Genomic DNA, 24,500 nt, shown 5'->3' with positions numbered 1-24,500 from the left:
TTTCCGTGTCTTTTGTTTTATATCATAAAAATGAAAAAACTTCTTTCTTTTGTTCTCCTTTTAATCCTACTTGTATCTTGCTATACCAGGAAACATACCGAATTGCAACCACTTACAATAGGTATATTGATTGATGACGATTACAGTCTTCCACCAACACTAACCAATGATTCCATAGGTTTACAAGTTAAAGTGATCCGTTTTCTATCTTCGGCCGAACGTGATTCTGCGTTATATGCCGGAAAGATTGACGGGATTGTTACTGATTATCTGAACGCAGCCATTCTACAGGCAAACGGTGCTCCTTTACAGATAGCAATGAAAAACGACACCAGCTTTCATCTGGTTGCAGGTATCGGTAATGGTATCCGTTCACTCGAATTACTTAAAGGCAGAAACATTGCTGTAGAAAAGAATACAATTATTGAATATATTACCGACTGTATTCTGCAATCTGTTAACATACCAACAGATACCGGAGTAAATAAAGCAGATATCAAACGGGCTTCTCTACGACTTAATCTTCTGCAAAACGGGCTGATTGATGCATCCGTACTCCCCGGGCAGTTAGCCAATATTGCTATCGAGAATGGTAATTATTCTCTTTTTGACCTGGAAGAATCTACTATTCCCGCAATTGTTACGCTGTTTTCTAATCAGTCGCTGAACAATAAACAGCAGGAAATTGAGGTATTTGTTAAAGAGCACAAAGCATCTGCTCCATCACAAGATGAAATTACACATGTTATTCAATGGCTTAAACAAAAAGAATTAATAAAATGAAACGTTCTCTATTCTCTTTAGTTTTCCTTTTTAGTATCTACACTCTTTATTCGCAGGAAACGGTAAACACATGGATTAATACATTGAAAGACCGGATCAAACTTTCGGGGTACATTCAAGCCGGATATACTTACGATGATGCCGAAAAAGCTGATAACACATTCGATATTAAGCGAATAATATTTATGGCCGAAGGAAAGATCACAGATAAATGGTCGTGCTACTTTATGTACAATTTCAATAGTGGAGGAACTTTGCTCGAAGCCTACACTGATTATCATTTTTTTCCGGGATTATCGGCCCGGTTGGGACAATTCAAAAACCCCATGACACTGGAAGGCCCTATGTCTCCATCATCGGTAGAGTTAATAGAATGCTATTCGCAAGCCACCAACTATTATACAGCTATGGGTGGAAGTCATGACTTATTGCGTGGTAGCACAGGTGGAAGAGACCTTGGTTTGATGATATATGGAGATTTATTCAACAAATACCTTACTTATCATGTAGCTGTACTAAATGGTCAAGGTATCAATACCAAAGATAAAAACAGCAATAAAGATATTGTAGGTAGTTTACTGGTAAATCCTCTTGAATGGTTAACAGTAGGTGGTTCGTTTCAAACTGGTAAAGGAGTAGCCATAGGTACATCCGAAGTTAATCCGGACATTAAGATTGGTGATAATTATTCGCGCAACCGTTGGGCTTTTGGTGCCAACATAAAAACAAAGCCTGTTAGTTTACGTGCAGAGTATCTGGGTGGTAAAGATGCCAAAGTAAAAAGCAATGGTTATTATACCACTGCCTCTATTCATGTACTACCTAAGTTCGATATTATTGCTTCGTACGATTACCTGAATAAAAATAAGGATTTGGATATGAAGCAAACTAATTATGTTGCAGGTGTGCAGTATTGGTTTTATCCGCGTTGCAGGGTTCAGGCACAATATACGTACCGGGATAATCAGTTAACAGGAAGTTCAAATCTTGTACAGGCACAAATACAGGTAAGGTTTTAAAACCTTACCTGGCATAATATGTGATTCCGTTTGTTACTTCTTTAGGAAGCAGGTTTTAAGCACAATGCTTGAACCATCAATCTTACAATCAACCTCGGTAGGCTCTTCGGTAAGACGAATACTTTTAACTTTTGTTCCTCGCTTAATAACCATTGATGAGCCTTTTACTTTGAGGTCTTTAATAACTGTTACAGCATCTCCGTCCTGCAATTCGGCACCATTACTATCTCTGGGAGTCATATCCTCTGCCTCCTGAGTTGCTTCGCCACCTGTCCATTCGTAAAAACAATCGGGGCAAACAAATGATGTACCATCAAAATAGGTGTTAGCCATACCGCACTTCGGACAATTGGGTGTTTCTTCCATCTTTACTTCTTTTTTAAATTAAGCCGCAAAGATAGTCTATTTAATGCAACTTACAATCTGTTCACTGAATATAACGAAAAGAAGTACATAGCAGATTAGTCCAACAGTAACATACTTTTTTCTATTACCGGAATAAGAAGCCACACAACCACTTTTCCATTTATATAGTGCAAACACTCCCCAACCTATCAAGGTGCCAACAATAGCTCCTGCTAATATATCTGTCAGGAAATGCACTCCCAGATATACCCGCGAATAAACCATGATAAGTGCCCAGATAAAAATAGTAAAGCCATAGGGTTTATACCTGAACAAAAGAGTGGTAAACATAGCAAAGGAGAACGAGAAAGTAGCATGCCCCGAGATAAACCCATAAAGCCCTTCGCCTTTGTAATTGAAAAGGTAGATTACCTCATTCATAAAATCAGGATGGTAGGTTGGGCGGAAACGGGCAAAATTAGGTTTCAATAACACATCAGACACCAACAAACACAGTCCTGTCATTACTATTAATGAAACAACTACTGGTAACCACATTTTCAATGGCTTTTTATAAATAAGTGCAAAGAAAAACAATAAAATGAAGGGTATCCAGGTCACCCACCCCGAATAGAGCCAGACTGCATTATCAAATAACGACGAATGACAGTTATTGATTGTCAGAAACAAATCTCTTTCCCATAATAATACTTTTTCCAGCATGGTTTTTGAATTAAGAATGAAGAATTAAAAATGAAGAATTAAAAATTAAGAAATACTATGCATAGCTAATTCTTTGCAAGATGCCCTATCAATCTTGTTCGTTTGGGTTAATGGTATTTTATCAACACATAAAACATGTTTAGGAAGTTCATACCCTGATAGATACAATGCCAGTTTTTCTTCTTCAAAAATGGTTTCGGTAAGAAGAACTATAACTTCACCAAATTTTGCATCGGGGATAGTTGTAATAGCAAAACCGGTAATTAATAAAGGACGTATTTTATCTTCCAGCATTTCTATCTGCATTTTAATTCCGCCAGAGTTTATTACATTATCTTTTCGTCCAAGCACTTTGAAACGTCCATCCGGTAAAAGTTCAACAATGTCATTGGTGTACAACAGTTCATCACTGACCAAAGGTGCATCAATAATAAGAGTACCTTCCTTTGAAAGTGATAACCTTGCTGAAGGAAAAGGAATGTAATACTGTGATGCATCTTTTCCGTTTAATCTACGTAAAGCTATATGAGATAACGTTTCAGTCATTCCATACGTTGAATAAACCTCGTTTGGAAAGTCGGCCAATTCTTGCTCCATACGTTGATCAATAGCGCCTCCACCAATAATTAATATCCGGGTTTGCTTAAGTCTTTCAGCCTCTACCGGAATCTGCAACGAATTATATACCTGCATAGGAGTAAGGGCGGCAAAGTCCATTGGAGCGCTTATATCAGAAAAAGGGTGTCCGTCTGGTTTACGAATTTCTAATTCCAATCCGGCAATCAGGGCACGCACAATCATCATTTTTCCGGCAATATAGGTTACAGGCATACATAGAAGTGCCTTATCACCTTGTTTCAGTCCCAGATAATTGCAGGTAATACGAGCACTGTGTTCCATTTTGATCTTACTCACAACCATTTCTTTGGGAGTTCCTGTAGAACCGGAAGTTTTAACTGTGACCACTGGTGATTTATCATTCCATTGCACAAGAAAATCAGCTAAATCACGATGATACCATAAACAGTCTTTGTATATGCTCAGTGGCATACTTACATTATCGGTAAAAAGTTGACCGGTTCCTAGCCCTTGTGGTAAGGGATTATTAAAGGTAGAACACCATTGTGCAATTGCGTTCAGTCCGATGTTTGATTCAAGAGCAGAAGTAACCCACCAACCGATATTACGCTTTTCGGCTTCTTTTATCCATTCGGTACATCCGTGTATTCCACCATGTAATGAAGGTTTCAGAATTATGTATTGGGGATGAATGGTATCCAGTAACTCCTGTTTTTGATTCAGTGTATTTATGCCGATAAGTTCTTCATCCAATGCAATTGGTAAAGGCGTTTCCATTACAAGATGTTGCATATCTTTCCATTGTCCGGCACGAATGGGTTGTTCAATAGAATGTAACTGAAGTTCAGCTAGTTTATGCAACTTATCTAAGGCATCAGATGTAGAGAATGCTCCGTTAGCATCCACACGAATTTCTATTTCCGAAGCAGAAAAGTGTTTCCGGATATGCTTCAACAATGAAAGTTCTTCTTCAAAGTTAATTGCACCTATTTTAAGTTTGATACAACGGAAACCGGCTGCCATTTTTTCTTCAATCCGGGAAAGCATTGTATCATAATCCCCCATCCAGATAAGCCCGTTTATGGGGATTCCTGTTTCACCTCGGGTGAATGCTGTATTCCACATCATTGAACCCGATTCATAATTGCGAATGGCAGTTTCCAATCCGAATAGAATGGATGGATACGGTTGTAGCGTTTCAATATTGAGGTGACCTTTCTTTTCTAACTCTCTACACAGATTTCCAAGAATGTATTCATAATCGGGGAGTGCATCACAACTTAAATCCGGCAAGGAGGCACACTCTCCTACCCCGGTTCGTGTTTTATCTTCCAGAGATTTAATAATAATATACCATATATTACGGGTATAATATATACCTCGTGAAGTCCCTGCTGGCTGTTTAAAATGTAACTGCCTGGGGATAATGGATATTTGTGTATTGAGAGGAAGGGTTATTTTATTCATTAAGGAAACTTCGGATACTTCTTAAAATCAGGTTTACGTTTTTCGAGGAAAGCTTGTTTTCCTTCCTGTGCTTCATCGGTAAGATAATATAATAAGGTAGCATCACCTGCCAGTTCCTGAATTCCTGCTTGGCCATCAAGTTCGGCATTTAAGCCGGCTTTAATCATTCTTAATGCCAACGGACTTAAAAGCATCATTTCCTCGGCCCATTGTACATATTCATCTTCCAACTGTTCCAAGGGAACTATTTTGTTTATCAACCCCATATCTAAAGCTTCTTGTGCATTGTATTGACGACAAAGAAACCATATTTCGCGGGCTTTCTTCTGCCCTACCACACGGGCCAGATAAGATGAACCGAAACCTGCGTCAAAGCTACCAACACGAGGACCAGTCTGACCGAAGATTGCATTTTCCGAGGCAATAGACAAATCACAAACTACATGAAGTACATGTCCGCCACCAATGGCATATCCGTTTACGGCAGCAATTACCGGTTTAGGGATTGAGCGGATTTGCTTTTGCACATCAAGTACACTTAAACGAGGCACCCCATCTTTGCCAATATAGCCACCACGACCTTTTACATTTTGATCGCCTCCGGAACAAAAAGCCTTGTCGCCGGCACCTGTAATAACTACTACACTTATATCGGGCTCTTCACGGCATATTGCCATTGCATCACTCATTTCTCCTGTAGTGGTTGGAGTAAATGCATTACGATAACGGGGACGGTTAATTGTAATACGGGCAATGCCGTTATAAAAATCAAACAGAATATCTTCGTATTCTTTAATGGTTGTCCATTCTCTGTTCATAATATTTTAGTTACGAGTTACGAGTTACGAGTTACAAGTCATTAACTATAGGTAACTTGTAACTCGTAACTTGTAACTACTTGTTTCTTAATCCTTGAAAATAACTTTTATACAACTTCACACCTTCTTCTCCATCCGTAAAAACTTCCAGTAATAACGGACGTTCCGTTAATTCGGGATGCACAAAGAGAGGGATTGCTTCTTCCAGTTCTTTCATATCATTGGCGGCCATATAGGTAAAGCCTCTTTCCAAAGCCCAACCTTTAGCAGAAGTTGCATGTATTCCAGTTACAGCGTCATGGGTTTTCTCACTCATTTCAAGACCGGGGAGAGTCTGGAATATCTCTCCTCCTCCATTATTCAGCAAGAAGATGCGCACATTGCTACCAATATGTTTTATCCACAAAGAGTTCATATCATAGAAAAAGCTGAGATCGCCAATAAGGATGAAATTTATTTTCTCCGATGCAGCAGCATATCCAAATGCAGTAGATAAAGAGCCATCAATCCCGGCAGTTCCACGATTACCACAAACTTCTACCGTTTCGGGAACAGAATACAGTTGTGCATATCGCACTGTTGAACTATTTCCCAGATGTAGTACACATGTTTCGGGAAGTACTTTTAACAATGCTCCGATTGCTGTTACTTCCGAATAAGCCAACTGAGGTTCGGGCAGAGCCTTTGATAAGTTCTCCCACATCATTGGATATTGAGTAGGTTTGTTATCAAGCAAGCCGGATATCTTCTCAAGGAACTCAAACGGATCTATCTCAATTACAGTTGTAAGAGTACCAAATAAGTCGGCCACTTCACCATCGCGCGAGATGTGCCAATGTTCTTTAGGTGGATGTGTTCGCAGATATTTCTTTAATCCTTTAGATACAATGTGTCCTCCATACGTAACAACCAACTCCGGCCGAAGCTTTTCCTGTTGTTCGGCATCCAAAGAAAAAAGTAGAGCATCAAAATTCTTTATGGGTTGCCCCGGAATGGTACGGTTACTAAGGTGTTCGGTAAACCAGGCAAAATGTTTATATAACTGCTTGTTATAGCGTTTATCAAACAAATAGATAAGTGTCATCTGTCCTACTACCATCAATCGGCGATTATAGGAGTTAAGACGGGCTATTAATTCATTATAATCATTTTCATACACGTTTAATCCCTGATAGCGATGAATTACACGCACTTCGGGTAATTCCTTCGTCTTAAAACGAAACAAAGGTTCCGATAAAGGAACATTGATATGAGCAGGACCTTTACCATGATGATCGAGTGCCAGTATAGCTTCATTTATCAACCGATTGCAATACCACAGGTCTTCATCTGTATGAACTTCGGGCAGGTTTACCGACTTCTTTACCAACGAGCCGAAAACTCCTGCTTGAGGAATCGTTTGCCCATCCATCTGACCGATCCATGCCTGCGGACGGTCGGCTGAAATTACTAATAAAGGTACTTGTTGGTAATAGGCTTCGGCTACAGCCGGATGCATATTCAACAAAGCCGTTCCCGAAGTACAACAAATTGCTACCGGACGGCCTCCATGCAATGCTCTGCCTAATGCAAAGAAAGCTGCACTACGTTCATCGGTAATTGTATAACATGTAAAAAAGGGATGATTAACCAAAGTATGTACGATAGGAGAATTGCGGCTACCAGGGCATACTACTATATTGTTTATTTCATGCTTTATCAGTAAAGCAACCAATTCCAGAATGTTCTTCTTATCCGAATACATATTTTTTTTGAGTTTTGAGTTGTGAGTAGTGAGTTGTGAGTTGTGAGTTATGAGTAATGAGTTGCCATGCGGCATCGTTCTCAAAACTCATTACTCAAAACTCATAACTCACTGCTCATTACTTTTTTTATCGTAAACAGCTTATCTTCCGTTTCCTGCCATTCTTCTTCCAATGTTGAAGAAGGTAATAATCCACCACCGGCATACAAACAAAGTTTGTCTTTCAGTATTTCCATGCAACGCAGATTTACATACAAATTACTTCCTTTCTCCCAATCAAGCATTCCAATAAATCCCGAATAATACCGACGACTATAACCTTCGTTTTCCAGAATAAACCGATAAGCTTTTTCTTTAGGTAATCCGCAAACAGCAGGAGTTGGATGCAAAAGTGTTAACAAGTCGCCAAGATAATCATTATTAGGCAAACTGAAAGCAAAATCACTTTTAAGATGTGCTAATTCGGCTGCCCGAACCGTGTAAGGGCCTTTTTCTGTTACAGTAATCCCTAAAGTATTGAGTTGTGCTTTGATATAACCGGCAACTAATGCTTGTTCTTTTTTATTTTTTTCGTCCCAAACTTCGGGTAAGTTACCATTTTGCAAAGGTTGCGTCCCTGCCAAAGCCACCGTATGCCAGCTTTGCCCCTCGCCTGATAAGATGATTTCGGGTGTACATCCCAACCAGGTTCCGGTTTGAGGTGTATGGCATAAATAAACATAGGAACGAATGTACCACTGACAGGCCTTCAGAAATGTAGAACCCGGAGAAAAATTCTGTGCCCGCTCACACTCTGCTTTTCGCGACAACACAAGTTTATCTAATTCTCCATTATTTAAAGAAGTTATAAATACATTAAATCTTTCCCTGTACAACTCCTCTATAATATGGGTGTTATTTACCACCGTTGCCGAAGAATATTCTTTATCAGCAACCTCTATTCTTTGTTCTTTCCCTGTAAGTAATACAAGAGGAGTTTTCTCTGTTATAACAAAAGGGGCTATTACAAATCCACTTTTTCTATTTAAAGATCCAAAATCACTCAGTGTATATGGTTCTTCTTCCTGTTGTATCAAATTCAGACAGTTATCGCCCGGAATACGATACACAGCAAAGCTTTTGCCTTGACCGACCAGATCATCCAAAAATATTGTAAATTCGCTTTGAGTCATCTTTTCTTTATAACATCAGCTTTTTCTGATTTGGATTGCAAAGGTAAAAAATCATTTTCTTATCTTCGCATGGAATTCAAGTTTTGAGTTTTGAGTTTTGAGTAATGAGTTTTGAGTAGTGAGTTATGAGTTGCCATGCGGCATCGTTCTCACTACTCATAACTCATAACTCATTACTCACTACTCATTACTCAAAACTCATTACTCAAAACTCAAAACCATGAATCCTTTTAAACTTAAATTCGGTATTATTGGTACCAACTTTATTACAGATAAAGTAATTGAAGGTGCGCACTTCGATTCGCGTTTCGAATTGGTGGCCGTTTATTCCAGAACACAGGAACGAGCCGATATATTTGCACAAAAACATTCAATACCTCATACATTTACTTCGCTCGAAGCTATGGCTTCCAGTCCACTGATTGATGCAGTTTACATTGCCTCGCCTAATGCTTTTCATGCACCACAAAGCATATTGTTCATGAATCATGGTAAACATGTACTTTGCGAGAAGCCTCTGGCATCAAATGCAAAAGAAGTACGAAAAATGCTGGAAGCAGCCAAAGCTAACAAGGTTGTTTTAATGGAGGCAATGAAACCAACCCTTACACCTAACTTCTTGGCTATCAGAAACAACATAAAGGAATTAGGTACAATCCGTCGCTACTTTTCGTGTTATTGCCAGTATTCTTCGAGATACGATAGTTTGAAAGCCGGAGAGGTGTTGAATGCTTTCAAACCCGAACTTTCTAACGGTGCAGTTGCAGATATTGGTATATACACCATATATCCAATGGTTGTATTATTCGGACGGCCTAAAAAAGTGTTGGCTACAGGCCTCAAATTATCTACAGGAGTAGACGGACAAGGAGGGATAAACTTTGAATACGAAGGAATGAATGCCACCGTTATGTATTCAAAGATAGCAGATTCTACACTTCCTACAGAGATACAAGGAGAAGAGGGAACCATTACTGCCGACCGGATAAATATTATTAAGAACGTAGAATTAAAATATAGAAACGGAAACAGCAAAAATATATCTGCCCCGGATGCAATTCATGAATATTATTATGAAGTGGCCGAATTTATTTCGTTAGTTGAACAAGGAAAAACAGAATCTGAAATAAACAGCCACGAACACTCTCTTATTACCATAGAAATTATCGACGAAATACGAAAGCAACTGGATGTTGTTTACCCTGCGGATGAATAAGCCAATGGAACAAAAGAATAAATTATATATAAAAAACATGGTATGCAACAGGTGTATTATGGTTGTTCGTGAAGAGTTCAAAAAACTAGGTATTGAACCTATACAGGTAGAACTTGGTATCGTTGAAACAGCAACACCACTAACTGCACACCAACGAGAAAGTATTAAAAGCGCACTGAACCCACTTGGCTTTGAACTTATCGACGATAAACGGATACGCATTATAGAACAAGTAAAGAATGCTATTATTGAACTGATATATACAAAAAATGGTGACCTTAAAGTAAACCTGTCTGATTATTTAGCTGCAAAAGTTCATCATGATTATAGTTATATCAGTAATCTTTTCTCCGAGATTGAGAATACAACAATCGAAAAATATTTCATTGCTCAAAAAACAGAACGGGTAAAAGAGCTTCTTGTATATGATGAACTCTCACTAAGTGAAATTGCTGATTTATTGAATTATTCAAGTACCGCCCACCTCAGTACACAATTTAAAAAGGTAACCGGGCTTACTCCCAGTCATTTTAAGAAAGTAAAAGAGAATAAACGGAAACCACTGGATCAGGTATAGATGTTATGCGCACTAACAACACATCTAATAATCAACAAATTACAGTACCACCACTTTTTTAAGGCTGAGAAAAAAGTATCACCATTATTTTAAGCATGAGAAAAAAGTACCAACCAGCGTGGTACAAAAGTATCACTACTAAGATACTTTTGTATCACAAGCGTGGCACTTTTGTACCACAAGCATGATACAAAACTCTCAGAAATTCTATAAAACAAATCCATAATTATGTAATGCAAAAAGGTGCTTTTGTACCGTTCTTTGCAATACAAACTAATTGTACATAATATGGCTAAAGATAGAACAATAAAAAGAGTTTTTCCTGTATTGGATATGGGTTGTGCTGCATGTGCCAGTAAGATAGATAAAACCTTGAACAAGCAAGAAGGTGTACTGGAAGCATCTGTTAATTATGCGGCGGCTACTACATCTGTTGAATACAATCCAACTAAAACTTCACCCGAAATTTTAAAGAAAGTAATACAAGATGCCGGTTATAATCTTATTATAGATAACATTGACGCTGATGAAGTAGATGAAGTACATTCGGAAAAATATAATCAATTGAAGAAACGGACTCTATGGGCAATCATCTTTTCCGTACCCATTGTTATTATTGGGATGCTATTCATGGATATGCCGTATGCAAACCCAATTATGTGGATACTATCTACCCCGGTGGTTTTCTGGCTGGGAAGAGACTTCTTCATTAATGCATGGAAACAACTGAAGCATCGTTCAGCAAACATGGACACTCTGGTTGCACTCAGTACTGGAATAGCATACATATTCAGTCTTTTCAATATGCTGTTTCCGCAATTCTGGTTATCTAAAGGCATTCATCCACATGTTTATTTTGAGGCAGCGAGTGTAATAATTGCATTTATCCTCTTAGGCCGATTGCTTGAGGAGAAAGCCAAAGGAAATACGTCGTCGGCAATAAAAAAGCTAATGGGACTTCAACCTCAAAGTGTAACTATTATGAATGAGAAAGGAGAACAGCAGGAAGTTTCCATCAGCGAAATAAAGATAGATGACATAATTGTTGTGAAGCCAGGCGAAAAAATTGCAGTCGACGGTTCGGTTATTGAAGGAACTTCTTATGTAGACGAAAGTATGCTTAGTGGTGAACCTGTACCTGTACTGAAAGAAAAGAATACAAAAGTATATGCCGGTACCATCAATCAGAAAGGCAGTTTTCTTTTTAAAGCCGAAAAAATTGGAGCCGAAACAATGTTGGCACATATCATCCGTATGGTTCAGGATGCACAGGGAAGTAAAGCGCCTGTACAAAAGCTGGTTGATAAAATTGCTGCCATATTTGTTCCGGTAATCATTGGGATAGCTGTTTTATCATTTATAATATGGTTGTTGTTAGATCCTGTATCCGGATTTACCCACGGACTGCTAGCCATGGTTACTGTGTTGGTTATTGCCTGTCCATGTGCACTTGGTTTGGCAACCCCCACTGCTATTATGGTAGGTATTGGCAAAGGAGCCGAAAAAGGTATTCTGATAAAAGATGCGGAAAGCCTTGAAACCGCCAGAAAGGTGGATACCATAGTACTCGACAAGACTGGAACCATAACCGAAGGCAAGCCATTAGTGTTGGATATGGTGTGGCTGGGAAATAAGGAATATGATAAAGAAGTATTTTTAAGTCTGGAAAAGTTATCGGAACACCCGCTAGCCGATGCTGTAGTAAATTATTTTAGTAGTGTTTCTCCGGTTTCAATAAACAACTTCAAAAGCATAACCGGAAAAGGAATAAAAGGACAGTACAATGGGATTGATTACTATGCAGGAAACAGCAAACTGCTTGAAGAACAGAACATCACGATTGATAATAGTTTACGCATAGCATCCAAACGTTTGTCTGGTGAACAAAAAACCGTAATATGGTTTGCTGATAGTTCGAAAGCTCTTGCTGTGGCTGGTATAATAGATTCTATTAAAGAAACATCCATAAAAGCAATTACCAATTTACAGGCATCGGGCATAAATGTCTATATGCTTACTGGTGATAACGAAGCAACCGCACGGGAAATAGCAACCAAAGCTGGTATCAAACATTATAAGGCTGAGGTACTTCCTAATGAAAAAGCCGATTTTGTGAAAGAACTTCAAAAGAACGGTAAAACCGTTGCTATGGTTGGCGATGGTATAAATGATAGCGCAGCTCTGGCTCAGGCAGATTTAAGTATAGCCATGGGAAAAGGAAGTGATATTGCTATGGATGTGGCAAAAATGACAATCATATCTTCCGATCTTACCAAGATACCGGAGGCTATTCATTTATCTAAACTCACAGTTAAAACAATTAAACAAAATCTTTTCTGGGCGTTTATTTATAATTTAATTGGTGTACCGCTAGCTGCCGGAATCCTTTATCCCATAAATGGTTTCCTTTTAAATCCAATGATTGCCGGAGCTGCCATGGCGCTTAGCAGTGTAAGTGTGGTAACAAATAGTTTGCGACTAAAAAGCTTTAACTTCTATAACTCCAATTAACTCCTTCCATTCTTGAATTAAGAATAATAGGTTTGTTTAATTCTTCTTTTTCAATTACATTTGTATTTAAATGCAATGTATTATGAATACTATCAACCGGAAATTACCTATTGGAATACAAAGTTTTGAAGATATACGTACTGGTGATTATCTTTATGTAGATAAAACCGCACTTGTATGGGAAATTGCCAATGGTGGTAAACCGTACTTCCTGAGCCGCCCTCGTAGGTTTGGTAAAAGTTTACTTATTTCCACATTCGAAGCTTATTTTGAAGGAAAAAAGGACCTTTTCGAGGGATTGGCTATTTCCAAATTAGAAAAAGAATGGAAAAAGTATCCCGTATTACATTTGGATTTAAATGCTGAAAAGTATGATTCGGTTGAGCGTTTAAATACTATCTTGGAAAGCTATTTGGTACAATGGGAAAAACAATACGGTTCGGAAGGTGAAGATTCGTTATCTACCCGTTTTGCTGGTATTATTCGCCGTGCCGCTGAACAAACTAATACTCAGGTAGTTGTATTGATTGATGAATACGACAAACCATTACTACAAACCATACTGAACGAATCACTCTCTGACGAGTTACGAAAAACGCTGAAAGCTTTTTATGGAGTTCTGAAAAGTTCCGACCGCTATCTGAAGTTTGTATTTCTCACCGGAGTTACCAAATTTGCACATGTTAGTGTATTTAGTGATTTAAATCAATTGCAAGATATTAGCATGTGGGAAGATTATGCTGCCATTTGTGGCATAACCTCAGATGAACTGACTGCTACTTTTATGCCCGAACTGGAAGTTATGGCCACAAGTAATGAACTGTCATTGCAAGAAACCATTGATACGATGACCCGGCAATACGATGGGTATCATTTTCACTACAAGGGGCCTGGCATGTTCAATCCTTTCAGTGTGCTTAACGCATTGAAGTCGCGCAGTTTTGAACACTTCTGGTTTCAAACCGGAACCCCAACCTATCTGGTTGATTTGTTAAAAGAGAGCAATTACGATCTACGCACCCTGATAGATGGTGTTGAAGTGGGCATAACCGGATTCTCCGAATATCGAGCTGAAGCAAATAATCCGCTACCTATGATTTATCAAAGCGGTTATCTCACAATTAAAAATTATGATAAAAGCTTTAAAATATACACACTCCGATTCCCAAACGATGAAGTGCGGTATGGCTTTTTGAATTTCCTGATACCGTTTTACACCCCGGTTACTGATAATGAAACCGGTTTCCATATTATGCATTTTGTAAAAGAGCTACGTAGTGGCGACGTTCCATCGTTCATGCATCGGCTTCAAGCATTTTTTGCAGACTTCCCCTATGAACTCAACGAACGTACCGAACGTCATTATCAGGTAGTATTTTACTTGATCTTCAAGCTAATGGGACAATTCATTGATGCCGAAGTACGTAGTGCTCGCGGACGAGCCGATGCTGTGGTAAAAACCAAAGAACATATTTATGTGTTCGAATTTAAACTGAACGGAACAGCCCGGCAGGCTATTGAACAAATTAATGAAAAAGGATACTTAATTCCCTATATTGTAGATAACCGCCAGGTGGTTAAGATTGGAGTAGATTTTAGCACAGAAAAAAGAAATATTAATGAATATATAGTTGAATAGTACTATTCATTAATCCCTTTCCAGATTAAACCTTACCCCAATATAAAATTTAGTCCCATGCATGGGTCCCCAAATCATAGTTGAATCAAAATTCTTTCCCCAAGGATCAGAAGCACTGATAATGGGATTCTTTTGTTTGAAGTTAGTTAGATTCTCTCCGCCTACATACACAGAGCCCCGGCGGAAATAACGGGTAACCTGAGCGCTAACCTGTTCGAAGGATCCGTAACGTTCCTTCCATGAAGCAGTTCCGTCATCTAATAAATAAGGATTTGGCATTCTTCCACCACCATTTAATTGTAAAGTAGCATCGAACTGCCACAATCCCAACGGAGTTTGATAAGAGGCTGTTAGTAATCCTTTATACTTACTTGTTAGAGGTTTTTCAAGAAGTTTGCCATTATAGGTCGATTTTACGTTACTAAGTCTGTAGGCGGCTGTTAAAGAAAAACCGTCGAAGAAAGGATAAGATGCTTCAACCTGAAAAACATGCGAATAAGATTTACCATCCAGATTAACGAACGAAACTTCATACGGATTGGTGTCCATATCAACTACAATCTGCTTTTTGAAATCTGTATAGAAGTATTCAGCATTGAGATTCAATGTTTTATCGAATATAGTAAGATAAGTGGCAACACTGGCCCCGTAGTTCCATGCCTCTTCCTGAACAGGTTTATCCGTAATTTTTATGGACCGGCTGCTAGCCATCAGATAATTGTTTTCGGCCAGAATATGATTTGTTCTATACCCCTTACCTGCCGACAAGCGGAAATTTATAAACTCATTAGGATTGTACTTAATATGAGCCCGGGGAGTAACAAAGAAATCATACTCATCACTATAATCTCCACGTAATCCGGCCATCAAGATAAGCTTATTCTGATAATTAAAAGTATATTGTGCATAAGCCCCTGTTACTGATTCATTGGGTTTATTCTTCACAGGCATATCCAAATTATTGCCCAGTCGATATTCCTGATTAAAACCATCATAATTATAGCTGAGACCTGTGGATAAACTATGACGTTTTGAAAGTTCTGTTTCGAAGAGTAACGAAGCATATACATTTGTTTCCTCAACCTCATATAACTTATTTCCATAACCAGCATCCTGATCATGAAATGTTCCGGAAAGAATAAGAGCCAGATTAGTATTTTTTTCCTTATTAAAGATATAGGCATTTTTGGTGAATGCTTCGTACCTGTTGGTATTTATATTTATCAGATAAGGGTTATTGCTCATCATGCCTTTATGATCAACCTGACCGCTCCTTCTTTCTTCGATTAACGCTTTTATACCTGCCTGAAACACATAATTATCGCCCATATATGCCCATCGGTTCCAGATACTTCCTTGTTCCACCTGTGGAATATCAGCAAAACCATCATTGTTAGAATCGTGTGCTTTCGTCTCATTTTCATAATGAGCAAGTAACATTGTGCTCCAACGGGGAGATAAACGTAAAGAAGCATCAGCATTTGCTTCAAAACGATTGGTAGAAGATGCAAACAGATTGGCCGAAACTACATCGGCTGTTTGAGGTTTCTTATATTCTACATTTATTTGTCCGGCAATAGCTTCGTATCCGTTCTTTACAGACGAAGTTCCTTTAGATACCTGTATGCTTTGCATCCAGGGGCCAGGTACATATCCCAGTGAATAGGGCGAAGCCGCCCCTCGGTAATTAGGAATGTTTTCGGTAAGCATCTGAACATACGTACCCGAAAGTCCAAGTAGCTTAATTTGTTTGGCACCAGTTGCTGCATCCGAATAGCTTACATCTACCGATGGATTCGTTACAAAGCTTTCACCCAGATTGCAACAGGCAGCCCTGCTTAATTCGGCACTGGTTATCATATCTTCGTTCATAACGCTGCTTCGTAACTTCATAATACCCAATCGGCGGGCAGTTACACTTACTTCCGACAGTTCCAATCCTTCGCCTAAGATTATTTCCAGAAAAGCATCTTTATCCGCAACGGTTATAGTATCATTATCATATCCAATAAAGCTAACAACGAGTGGACCGGAGTTCCGGGGTTTATCTAAAGAGAAAGCCCCCTTTTCATTACTGGTTACACCAGAACCGGTATTCATCCAGATAAGATTTGCACCCGGCAGAGGTGTACCCTCACCATCTTTTACAAAACCATGCACCTGCGCTTTGCAGACCAATGAAAAAACAATCAGTAAATATGCTGTTGATAATACTTTCTTTCTCATTATTTAATAATTATGGAACACTATAACTCCTAAGGAGCAAAGCTCCTGATAACTCCCTTTAACTACTTCCATTCTTGAATATGAATAATGCAGGCTAAAAACGCCTGCAAAGATAACGGGTTTAAATTCTGTTTTCTAATATTTTCCTTTTTTATTGGTACAGTTACCTAATTATGTTTTATATTTGTGGATAAAAATATTGAAACAAAGTGATGAATTTTAATATAAAACCTATATGAAAAAACAATATGTAAGTTTGTTGGCTTTTCTAATAGCTGCAGGAACTTTTTATAGTTCTTGTGATAACAAGATGAATAAGAGAGGAGCCTTGGAATTTAGTAACATACAACAAAATGAAGCTGCACATTTATTTGGCGATACTACCAAACCGGGAGCTAAGCTGATTATTGACTTTGAATATGTTTCTAAATCGAATGATGACTCTTTATTAACTTACCTGAATGACCATTTCATTTCAATCTGTTTTGATGAAGAATATATAGATACAGATATGGCTACTGTAGTTAAGAGCTATTCGGAAGCCTATACTGCCGAATACAGGATGGATATGGAACCCATGTTTATCGAAGATAAGAAAGTAAACAACCGGGAAGATCAAGAGATAATTGCCTCCTGGTACGATTATTACCAAAACATCCACAGTCATATTCAATTGTATCAGGGAGACCTGTTGGTTTACTGTGTTGAATTTAACGAATACACAGGCGGAGCTGATAAAATAGAGCATACTAATTTTCTCAATATCGACCTGAAAAACAGGGATCTCATCACACTGGACGATCTCTTTATTGAAGATTACTCGGATGCACTAACCCAACTTTTGTGGGAGCAGTTGATGAAAGACAACAAAGTTTCTTCGCGCGAAGAACTTGAAGATATAGGTTATGGTCTTACTGGTGACCTTACACCAACAGAAAACTTTTATGTAGACAAAACGGGAATCGTATTCTTTTATAATGTATACGAAATTGCCCCCTATTCAACTGGTTCGGTAGAAATAAAGCTTTCTTATGGCGCAATTGCCCATTTAATGAAAGATGTTAAAATTATATCGGCATTACAAAAAAGCAAATAATAAGATGTCGTCAGCAGAAATTATCACCCGTTATTTTCCTTCACTATCCGAAGAACAACAAGCACAATTTAATGCACTGTATGATTTGTATGTAGATTGGAATGCTAAAATCAATGTGATTTCCCGCAAGGATATTGTTAATCTATACGAGCATCATGTGCTTCATTCGCTTGGTATTGCCAAATTTATTAGTTTTAAACCCGGTACTCAAATAATGGATTTGGGCACTGGTGGCGGTTTCCCCGGAATACCACTGGCTATCTTATTTCCTGAAGTTTCGTTTCATTTGGTAGATAGTATCGGAAAGAAAATTAAAGTTGTAAACGAAGTTTCCTCGGCCATTGGTTTGAAGAATCTAACTTCGCGCCATGCACGGGCAGAAGAGGAAAAAGGAAAATTCGACTTTGTTGTAAGCCGTGCTGTTATGCCTTTAACCGATCTTATTAAGATTATCCGAAAGAATGTTTCCAGTGAACAACGAAATCCAATACCCAACGGTTTGATATGTTTAAAAGGGGGAGAACTGGAAAATGAATCCAAACCTTTTAAAAACAAAACAATCATTCACTCATTGAGTGAGGATTTCACAGAGCCATTTTTCGAGACAAAGAAAGTAGTTTATGTAACAATATAACAATATGCCAATAAACTAATATGCCAATATGCCAATTGGCTGCGCATTTCACATAATTGGCACATTTGCATATTGGCATATTTTCACATTATTCTTATGAAAATAAAGAGATTCGAATTTAATATGTTTCCTGTGAACTGTTATGTTCTATCAGACGAAACACTGGAAGCAGTGGTAATAGACCCAGGCTGCTTTTACGAAGAAGAAAAACAAAAGCTAAAAAGTTATATCGAGGGGAATAATTTAAAGGTAAAGCATGTATTAAATACGCATCTGCATCTTGACCATATATTCGGCAATCCGTTTATGCTGAAAGAATATGGTCTATCTCCCGAAGCTAACAAAGCCGATGAATTCTGGCTGGCAACTGCCCCTCAACAATCCCGATCATTTGGTTTTAAACTACCCGAAGACCCTGTGCCACTAGGTAAATATATATGCGATGGAGATATTATTTCTTTCGGAAACACACAACTGGAAGCTATACATGTTCCGGGGCATTCACCTGGAAGTATTGTATTCTACTCAAAGAACGATGGAGTAATGTTCTCGGGCGATGTTCTGTTTCAGGGTAGTGTGGGACGTGCAGATTTGGCTGGTGGTAATTTTGATGAGTTACGCGAAGGCATTTGCAGTCGCTTGCTGGTTCTTCCCAACGAAACGATTGTATATCCCGGACACGGAGGTTCAACAACCATCGGAGCAGAGAAACTGGAAAATCCATTTTTAAGATAAAACTTTAATGTGAAAATATGCCAATGTGCCAATTGGCTGTGCATTTTTATAATTAGCATATTGGCAAATTAATCACATTGGCAAATTATAAAATAATACTTAAATTCAACAAACATGAAAACAGACGTTTTTGCTGATCGCCATATCGGCATTACTCCTGAGGAAGAAGCCATAATGCTGAAAAGAATTTGTGTGAATAGCCTCGATGAACTTATCGAAAAGACCATTCCTGCTAATATCCGCCCCAAGGAGCCCATGAAACTAACAGAAAATGCTCTTAGCGAGTATGCCTTTGCTAAACACATTGGCGAGTTAGCTAAAAAGAACAAAATATTCACTTCTTATATAGGTATGGGATGGTATGGGACCATTACCCCTGCCGTTATTCAACGAAATGTATTCGAAAATCCGGTTTGGTACACCTCTTATACTCCTTATCAAGCCGAAGTTTCACAAGGAAGACTAGAAGCATTAATGAACTTTCAAACTGTTGTAAGTGATTTAACTGCATTACCATTATCCAACTGTTCCCTGCTTGACGAAGCTACTGCCGCAGCCGAAGCTGTAAATATGATGTATGCACTTCGTACACGCGACCAGCAAAAACGCAATGCCAATGTAGTGTTTGTGGATGAAAATATCTTCCCTCAAACATTAGCTGTAATGAATACCCGCGCCATTCCACAAGGAATTGTTTTGCGTGTAGGTAAATATACCGAATGCGAATGGACAGAAGACATATATGCAGCTATACTTCAATATCCAAATTCAAATGGTAACATTGAAGATTACCGTACATTTGTTGAAAATGCACATACAGCCGGCTGCAAAGTAGCTGTTGCTGCTGATATTCTTTCACTGGCACTACTTGTTCCTCCTGGTGAGTGGGGAGCTGATATTGCCTTCGGAAGTACACAACGTTTAGGCACTCCATTGTTCTATGGTGGTCCGTCGGCAGCATATTTTGCTACCCGCGATGAATACAAGCGCAATATGCCAGGACGCATCATCGGCTTGTCGAAAGACAGAATGGGAAAACTGTGTTACAGAATGGCACTTCAAACCCGTGAGCAACATATTAAGAGAGAAAAAGCAACTTCAAATATATGTACTTCGCAGGCACTGTTGGCAACTATGGCCGGATTCTATGCTGTATATCATGGTGCAGAAGGAATTAAAGGAATTGCTTCACGTATTCACTCTATTACATCTGCACTGGAAAAAAGCCTGACTAAAATAGGATACACGCAGGTTAATAAACAATACTTCGATACATTGCGGTTTGTATTACCTCCTAACATATCGGCACAGGAAATAAGAACCATTGCTTTGGCTAAGGAAGTTAACCTACGCTATTTTGATAATGGCGATGTTGGTTTCAGTATCGATGAAACAACCACACTGGCCGATGCTAATTTACTACTTACCATATTCTCGGTTGCAGCAGAGATTGATGCTGTAAAGCTTACCGAAATCCCTGAAAAGAATACTATCAACAAAGAATTCCGTCGTACTTCTGCTTACATGACTCATGAGGTTTTCTCTAAATATCATACCGAAACCGAAATGATGCGTTATATAAAGAGGCTTGACCGGAAAGATATTTCACTGGCACATAGCATGATATCTCTTGGTTCCTGTACTATGAAACTGAATGCTGCTTCTGAAATGCTTCCGTTGAGTTGCGCCGAATTCCAGAATATCCATCCACTTGTTCCGGAAGATCAGGCATTGGGCTATCGTGAACTTATTCACAATCTCAGCAAAGAACTAGAAATCATAACCGGATTTGCCGGAGTGAGTTTGCAACCTAACTCAGGTGCAGCAGGCGAGTATGCCGGACTGCGTGTTATCCGCACCTATCTGGAAAGTATCGGTCAGGGACATCGTAACAAAGTACTCATTCCTTCATCGGCACACGGAACAAACCCAGCATCGGCTATACAAGCAGGATACTCAATTGTGATCTGTGCCTGTGATGAACAGGGTAATGTAAACATGGAAGACCTTCGCGAAAAAGCGATTGCCAATAAAGACGAACTGGCTGCCCTGATGATTACTTATCCTTCTACTCATGGTATCTTTGAAACGGATATCAGGGAAATATGTGAAATCATTCATGAATGCGGAGCACAGGTTTATATGGACGGTGCCAACATGAATGCGCAGGTGGGCTTAACCAGTCCCGGATATATCGGAGCCGACGTTTGCCACCTCAATCTGCATAAAACATTTGCCTCACCTCATGGTGGTGGTGGCCCCGGTGTTGGCCCGATTTGTGTTGCTGAGCATCTGGTACCATTCTTACCTGGTCATCCACTCTTTGGAAACTCACAAAACGAAGTTTCTGCTGCTCCTTACGGAAGTGCAGGTATCCTTCCCATCACTTATGGATATATTAAAATGATGGGCGCCGAAGGTTTAACCCGCGCTACCCAAATTGCTATTCTGAGTGCAAATTATCTGGCTGCCTGCTTGAATGATACTTACGGCGTTGTTTACAGAGGCGTAAACGGCTTTGTGGGTCATGAAATGATTCTGGAATGTCGTAAACTGAATGCAGAAACTGGCATCACCGAAAGCGATATTGCCAAACGTTTGATGGACTTTGGCTACCACGCTCCTACCCTTTCGTTCCCTGTTCATGGTACCTTAATGATTGAACCAACAGAAAGCGAATCACTAGCTGAACTGGATAACTTCATTGAAGTAATGATGACTATCTGGAACGAAATCGAAGAGGTGCGTACAGGTGCAGCCGATAAGGCAGATAATGTACTTGTAAATTCTCCCCACCCCGAATACGAAGTAGTTGCAAACGAGTGGACGCATCCTTATTCACGTGAAAAAGCAGCTTATCCAACAGAAGCCGTAAAAGAAAACAAATTCTGGATTAATGTAGCTCGCGTAGATAATACGTTAGGCGACAGGAAATTGTTTACTACCAGATATGGTAATCTTTAAATAAGCACGAAAGAATGAAAGCACGAAAGCGCGAAAGTGAAGTTTCGTGCTTTCGCGCTTTTGTACTTTCGTACCTTTATTCATAAAAACAATGAACACATTTGAAGATTTAGAAATTTGGAAAGAGGGGATGAGATTGACTGTTAAGATATATAGATCCTTGAAAGACTGTCGAGATTATGGTTTTAAAGATCAAATACAGCGGGCCTCCGTATCAATTCCATCAAATATATCAGAAGGCTTTGAACGACAAACCAACAAAGAATTCATCCAATTTCTCTTCATAGCTAAAGGTTCATGTGGCGAAGTAAGAACACAATTGTACCTTGCCAAAGAACTTAAATACATCAATACTGAAGAGTTTTATGAACTCTTAGACAAAGCAAAACAACTCTCTGCGAAAATTGCTTCCTTCATCAAAACAAGGCGTGAAAAAGTATAAAAGCACGATAATGAAGTTCACCCCTTTCGCGCTTTCGTGCTTTCGCGCCTTCGTGCTTTCGCGCCTTTTTCCATTTCATCCTCCATTCCCATCATTTCATACACCCAACCACACATTTCATAAAATGCGGTTAAACAGATAACACGAAGTATTGAAAAAGACATATCTTTGTAATAGCAAATCAAATAAGAATGTCGAAGTATCTAGTATTAACCAACAGCAACGAAGTAGTCCGGGTATCGCCGGACCGGATTGTTTATATCCTGTCGGACGGCAATTACTCTACCATGACCCTGATAGATAAAGATGAGCATCTTTTCTCATTCAATCTGGCTTCATTCGAAAGGCTGATTGAGCAACAACTTGGTACCGATGCACAAACTTTTATCCGACTTGGTAAAAGTCTTATTATAAATGGCAGGTACATTTATTATGTAAATGTATCGAAACAGCAAATAATCCTTTCCGACAGTAGCTTCGCCCATAAATTCACACTATCGGCATCTAAAGAAGCACTCAAAGCACTGAAATCGGTTTTAGAGGAAAGTATTAAAAGCAGGAGGATTGGAATATGAAAGATAAAAAACAAGATAACGAAGTTTATATCCTTGGTTCCGAAACCGGAAAGGGAGGAAAAAAGAAAATACAATCATGGAAATGGATACTTGCTGTGGTATGTGTTTTACTGATTCTTGGAAGCATTTTCTATTATTATTCAAATAAAGAACAAACGCCGGATTATTACTTTGAACCGGAAGAAACCCAGCAGAGTATATCGGTATCTATTGTAGATACTATCCAAAGCAGTGTGGAAAATGGGTATATTGAAGTGCTAGAAGAGGTAGTTAATGATGTTCCCCTATTGATTTATGTACCCCATAAACTTACCATGTCTTTGGCACTGGGAATGCCTGATGTTACAGATCCGGACATCCTGTTTGCTACAATGGCTGCCGACATTCGTAGAGACAATAAACAGATTGTAGGTGATTTTGTCCTCGCCGGCAAAAGACTTGCGCGAGGCGTGGCAAAGAAAGGTTTTTGTGCCATTGAAAACAATAAAGTAACCATCGGACTGGGCGAATCAACTCCGTTATTACAGCAGGTTATCGACAGTAAGGGTTCATTCTTTCGCCAATATCCCTTGGTACACAATGGCGAACTGATTGAGAACAAACCGAAGAATAAATCCGTTCGCCGGGCATTGGCTGTACGCAACGAACGGATTATAATGGTAGAGAGCAAACAAAAAGAATCTTTTCACGACTTTTCGCAGGCATTGATTGATGTTGGTGTTACAGATGCTATCTATCTGGTAGGTGGCGATGCGTATGGTTGGTATTATAATAAAGAACACGTCCGCCGGGAGTTTGGCGAACAACTATCGGATCTGCCTGAAAACATATCATACATTATCTGGCGAAACGAAGAATAATCATTCTCACATAGATTAATAAGCAAATCTAACAGGTTTGAAACCGAACAGCAATGTTACGGACAAGGATTTCTATACCCTCAAAATATTGAAAAACATGAAAAAGATCATTTACATTTTCGTTGTCCTATTGGCTATTATAGCCGTATCATTCTATGTATCGTGTACTGATACTGTTTATGTTTCGAACACAGAAATCACAGATGTAGAAGAAGTTACAGAAACAATTATAATAGATACTGTTACCATTGATTCTGTTGCGCCATACAAGTACATTGTAAGCGTCTCCGCTTTGTCGCCTATATTGTCTTTTCCTTGTTCTGTATCTTTGCATTTAATTTTTATATAATATTTTATGCAAGCCTCAGAACTATA

General features: G+C 38.9%; 21 protein-coding genes and 1 pseudogene. 13 read left to right on the top strand and 9 right to left on the bottom strand.

The features are described 5' to 3' along the window. The first annotated feature begins 30 nt into the window (after window positions 1-30). Window positions 31-783, top strand: a complete 753-nt coding sequence (locus D0T85_RS10080) for an ABC transporter substrate-binding protein (protein ID WP_163212870.1) — start codon at window positions 31-33, stop codon at window positions 781-783. After that, the gene (locus tag D0T85_RS10075; protein ID WP_163212869.1) at window positions 780-1,802 is read left to right on the top strand and encodes a porin; all 1,023 of its coding nucleotides are present in this window, start codon (window positions 780-782) and stop codon (window positions 1,800-1,802) included. Before D0T85_RS10080 ends, D0T85_RS10075 begins: the two co-directional genes overlap by 4 nt. Window positions 1,803-1,835: 33 nt before the next feature. Here the strand turns inward: D0T85_RS10075 and D0T85_RS10070 are convergent, their stop codons facing one another. The 7 genes and pseudogenes from D0T85_RS10070 to D0T85_RS10045 form a co-directional block, all read right to left on the bottom strand. Beyond that, the gene (locus tag D0T85_RS10070; protein WP_163212867.1) at window positions 1,836-2,168 is read right to left on the bottom strand and encodes a zinc ribbon domain-containing protein YjdM; all 333 of its coding nucleotides are present in this window, start codon (window positions 2,166-2,168) and stop codon (window positions 1,836-1,838) included. Between the two features lie 36 nt (window positions 2,169-2,204). Further along, a complete protein-coding gene (locus D0T85_RS10065; protein ID WP_163212865.1) occupies window positions 2,205-2,870 on the bottom strand; it encodes a phosphatase PAP2 family protein in 666 nt (221 codons plus the stop codon). Between the two features lie 45 nt (window positions 2,871-2,915). Continuing rightward, entirely contained in the window at window positions 2,916-3,836 is a 921-nt protein-coding gene (locus D0T85_RS23195) for an AMP-binding protein (RefSeq protein WP_370459949.1), read from the bottom strand. Window positions 3,837-3,884: 48 nt separating this feature from the next. Next, window positions 3,885-4,916, bottom strand: a pseudogene (locus tag D0T85_RS23190) (o-succinylbenzoate synthase); the annotation flags it as partial. Next, window positions 4,916-5,734, bottom strand: coding sequence for a 1,4-dihydroxy-2-naphthoyl-CoA synthase (menB, locus tag D0T85_RS10055; protein WP_163212861.1), 819 nt, complete (start codon window positions 5,732-5,734; stop codon window positions 4,916-4,918). The gene menB and the pseudogene D0T85_RS23190, both read right to left, overlap by 1 nt. A 76-nt stretch (window positions 5,735-5,810) precedes the next feature. Beyond that, the gene (menD, locus tag D0T85_RS10050) at window positions 5,811-7,478 is read right to left on the bottom strand and encodes a 2-succinyl-5-enolpyruvyl-6-hydroxy-3-cyclohexene-1-carboxylic-acid synthase (protein WP_163212859.1); all 1,668 of its coding nucleotides are present in this window, start codon (window positions 7,476-7,478) and stop codon (window positions 5,811-5,813) included. Between the two features lie 101 nt (window positions 7,479-7,579). Next, window positions 7,580-8,650 (bottom strand): isochorismate synthase, encoded by a 1,071-nt coding sequence (locus D0T85_RS10045; RefSeq protein WP_163212857.1) that lies wholly within the window; start codon window positions 8,648-8,650, stop codon window positions 7,580-7,582. A 220-nt stretch (window positions 8,651-8,870) separates the two neighbouring features. On the opposite strand from D0T85_RS10045, the gene D0T85_RS10040 reads away from it, so the two are divergent. The 4 genes from D0T85_RS10040 (at window position 8,871) to D0T85_RS10025 (ending at window position 14,593) form a co-directional block, all read left to right on the top strand. Then, window positions 8,871-9,866: a Gfo/Idh/MocA family protein gene (locus D0T85_RS10040; protein WP_163212855.1), complete on the top strand. Its 996-nt coding sequence runs from the start codon at window positions 8,871-8,873 to the stop codon at window positions 9,864-9,866. Window positions 9,867-9,870: 4 nt separating this feature from the next. Next, window positions 9,871-10,443, top strand: a complete 573-nt coding sequence (locus D0T85_RS10035) for an AraC family transcriptional regulator (RefSeq protein WP_203558453.1) — start codon at window positions 9,871-9,873, stop codon at window positions 10,441-10,443. A gap of 288 nt (window positions 10,444-10,731) precedes the next feature. Continuing rightward, window positions 10,732-12,954: a cation-translocating P-type ATPase gene (locus D0T85_RS10030; RefSeq protein WP_163212853.1), complete on the top strand. Its 2,223-nt coding sequence runs from the start codon at window positions 10,732-10,734 to the stop codon at window positions 12,952-12,954. A gap of 82 nt (window positions 12,955-13,036) precedes the next feature. Continuing rightward, entirely contained in the window at window positions 13,037-14,593 is a 1,557-nt protein-coding gene (locus tag D0T85_RS10025) for an ATP-binding protein (protein WP_163212851.1), read from the top strand. A gap of 9 nt (window positions 14,594-14,602) precedes the next feature. On the opposite strand, the gene D0T85_RS10020 is transcribed toward D0T85_RS10025, so the two are convergent. After that, window positions 14,603-16,819 carry a TonB-dependent receptor domain-containing protein gene (locus D0T85_RS10020; protein WP_163212849.1) on the bottom strand — a complete coding sequence of 739 codons (2,217 nt, stop codon included), beginning with the start codon at window positions 16,817-16,819 and terminating at the stop codon, window positions 14,603-14,605. A gap of 235 nt (window positions 16,820-17,054) precedes the next feature. Between D0T85_RS10020 and D0T85_RS10015 the strand changes: the two genes are divergently transcribed. The 7 genes from D0T85_RS10015 to D0T85_RS09985 all read left to right on the top strand — a co-directional run bounded on the left by D0T85_RS10015 (window position 17,055) and on the right by D0T85_RS09985 (window position 24,125). Further along, the gene (locus D0T85_RS10015; protein ID WP_163212847.1) at window positions 17,055-17,915 is read left to right on the top strand and encodes an RsiV family protein; all 861 of its coding nucleotides are present in this window, start codon (window positions 17,055-17,057) and stop codon (window positions 17,913-17,915) included. 4 nt (window positions 17,916-17,919) lie between these two features. Next, window positions 17,920-18,549 (top strand): 16S rRNA (guanine(527)-N(7))-methyltransferase RsmG, encoded by a 630-nt coding sequence (rsmG, locus tag D0T85_RS10010; protein ID WP_163212845.1) that lies wholly within the window; start codon window positions 17,920-17,922, stop codon window positions 18,547-18,549. A gap of 96 nt (window positions 18,550-18,645) precedes the next feature. After that, the gene (locus D0T85_RS10005) at window positions 18,646-19,284 is read left to right on the top strand and encodes an MBL fold metallo-hydrolase (RefSeq protein ID WP_163212843.1); all 639 of its coding nucleotides are present in this window, start codon (window positions 18,646-18,648) and stop codon (window positions 19,282-19,284) included. A 114-nt stretch (window positions 19,285-19,398) separates the two neighbouring features. Then, complete coding sequence (gene gcvP, locus D0T85_RS10000; protein ID WP_163212841.1) at window positions 19,399-22,248, top strand: aminomethyl-transferring glycine dehydrogenase; 2,850 nt, start codon at window positions 19,399-19,401, stop codon at window positions 22,246-22,248. Between the two features lie 91 nt (window positions 22,249-22,339). Continuing rightward, window positions 22,340-22,690, top strand: a complete 351-nt coding sequence (locus D0T85_RS09995; RefSeq protein WP_163212839.1) for a four helix bundle protein — start codon at window positions 22,340-22,342, stop codon at window positions 22,688-22,690. A 191-nt stretch (window positions 22,691-22,881) separates the two neighbouring features. Continuing rightward, a complete protein-coding gene (locus D0T85_RS09990; RefSeq protein WP_163212837.1) occupies window positions 22,882-23,265 on the top strand; it encodes a LytTR family transcriptional regulator DNA-binding domain-containing protein in 384 nt (127 codons plus the stop codon). Then, window positions 23,262-24,125 carry a phosphodiester glycosidase family protein gene (locus tag D0T85_RS09985; protein ID WP_163212835.1) on the top strand — a complete coding sequence of 288 codons (864 nt, stop codon included), beginning with the start codon at window positions 23,262-23,264 and terminating at the stop codon, window positions 24,123-24,125. Before D0T85_RS09990 ends, D0T85_RS09985 begins: the two co-directional genes overlap by 4 nt. A 177-nt stretch (window positions 24,126-24,302) precedes the next feature. On the opposite strand, the gene D0T85_RS22515 is transcribed toward D0T85_RS09985, so the two are convergent. Then, a partial coding sequence (locus tag D0T85_RS22515; protein WP_203558452.1) for a hypothetical protein occupies window positions 24,303-24,500 on the bottom strand: 198 nt, incomplete at its 5' end.

This window comes from Bacteroides sp. 519, assembly GCF_010500955.1.
Classification (GTDB): domain Bacteria; phylum Bacteroidota; class Bacteroidia; order Bacteroidales; family Bacteroidaceae; genus Bacteroides.
The sequence above is the reverse complement of the archived record's forward strand: the minus strand, read 5'-3'. Positions and strand labels throughout refer to the sequence as shown.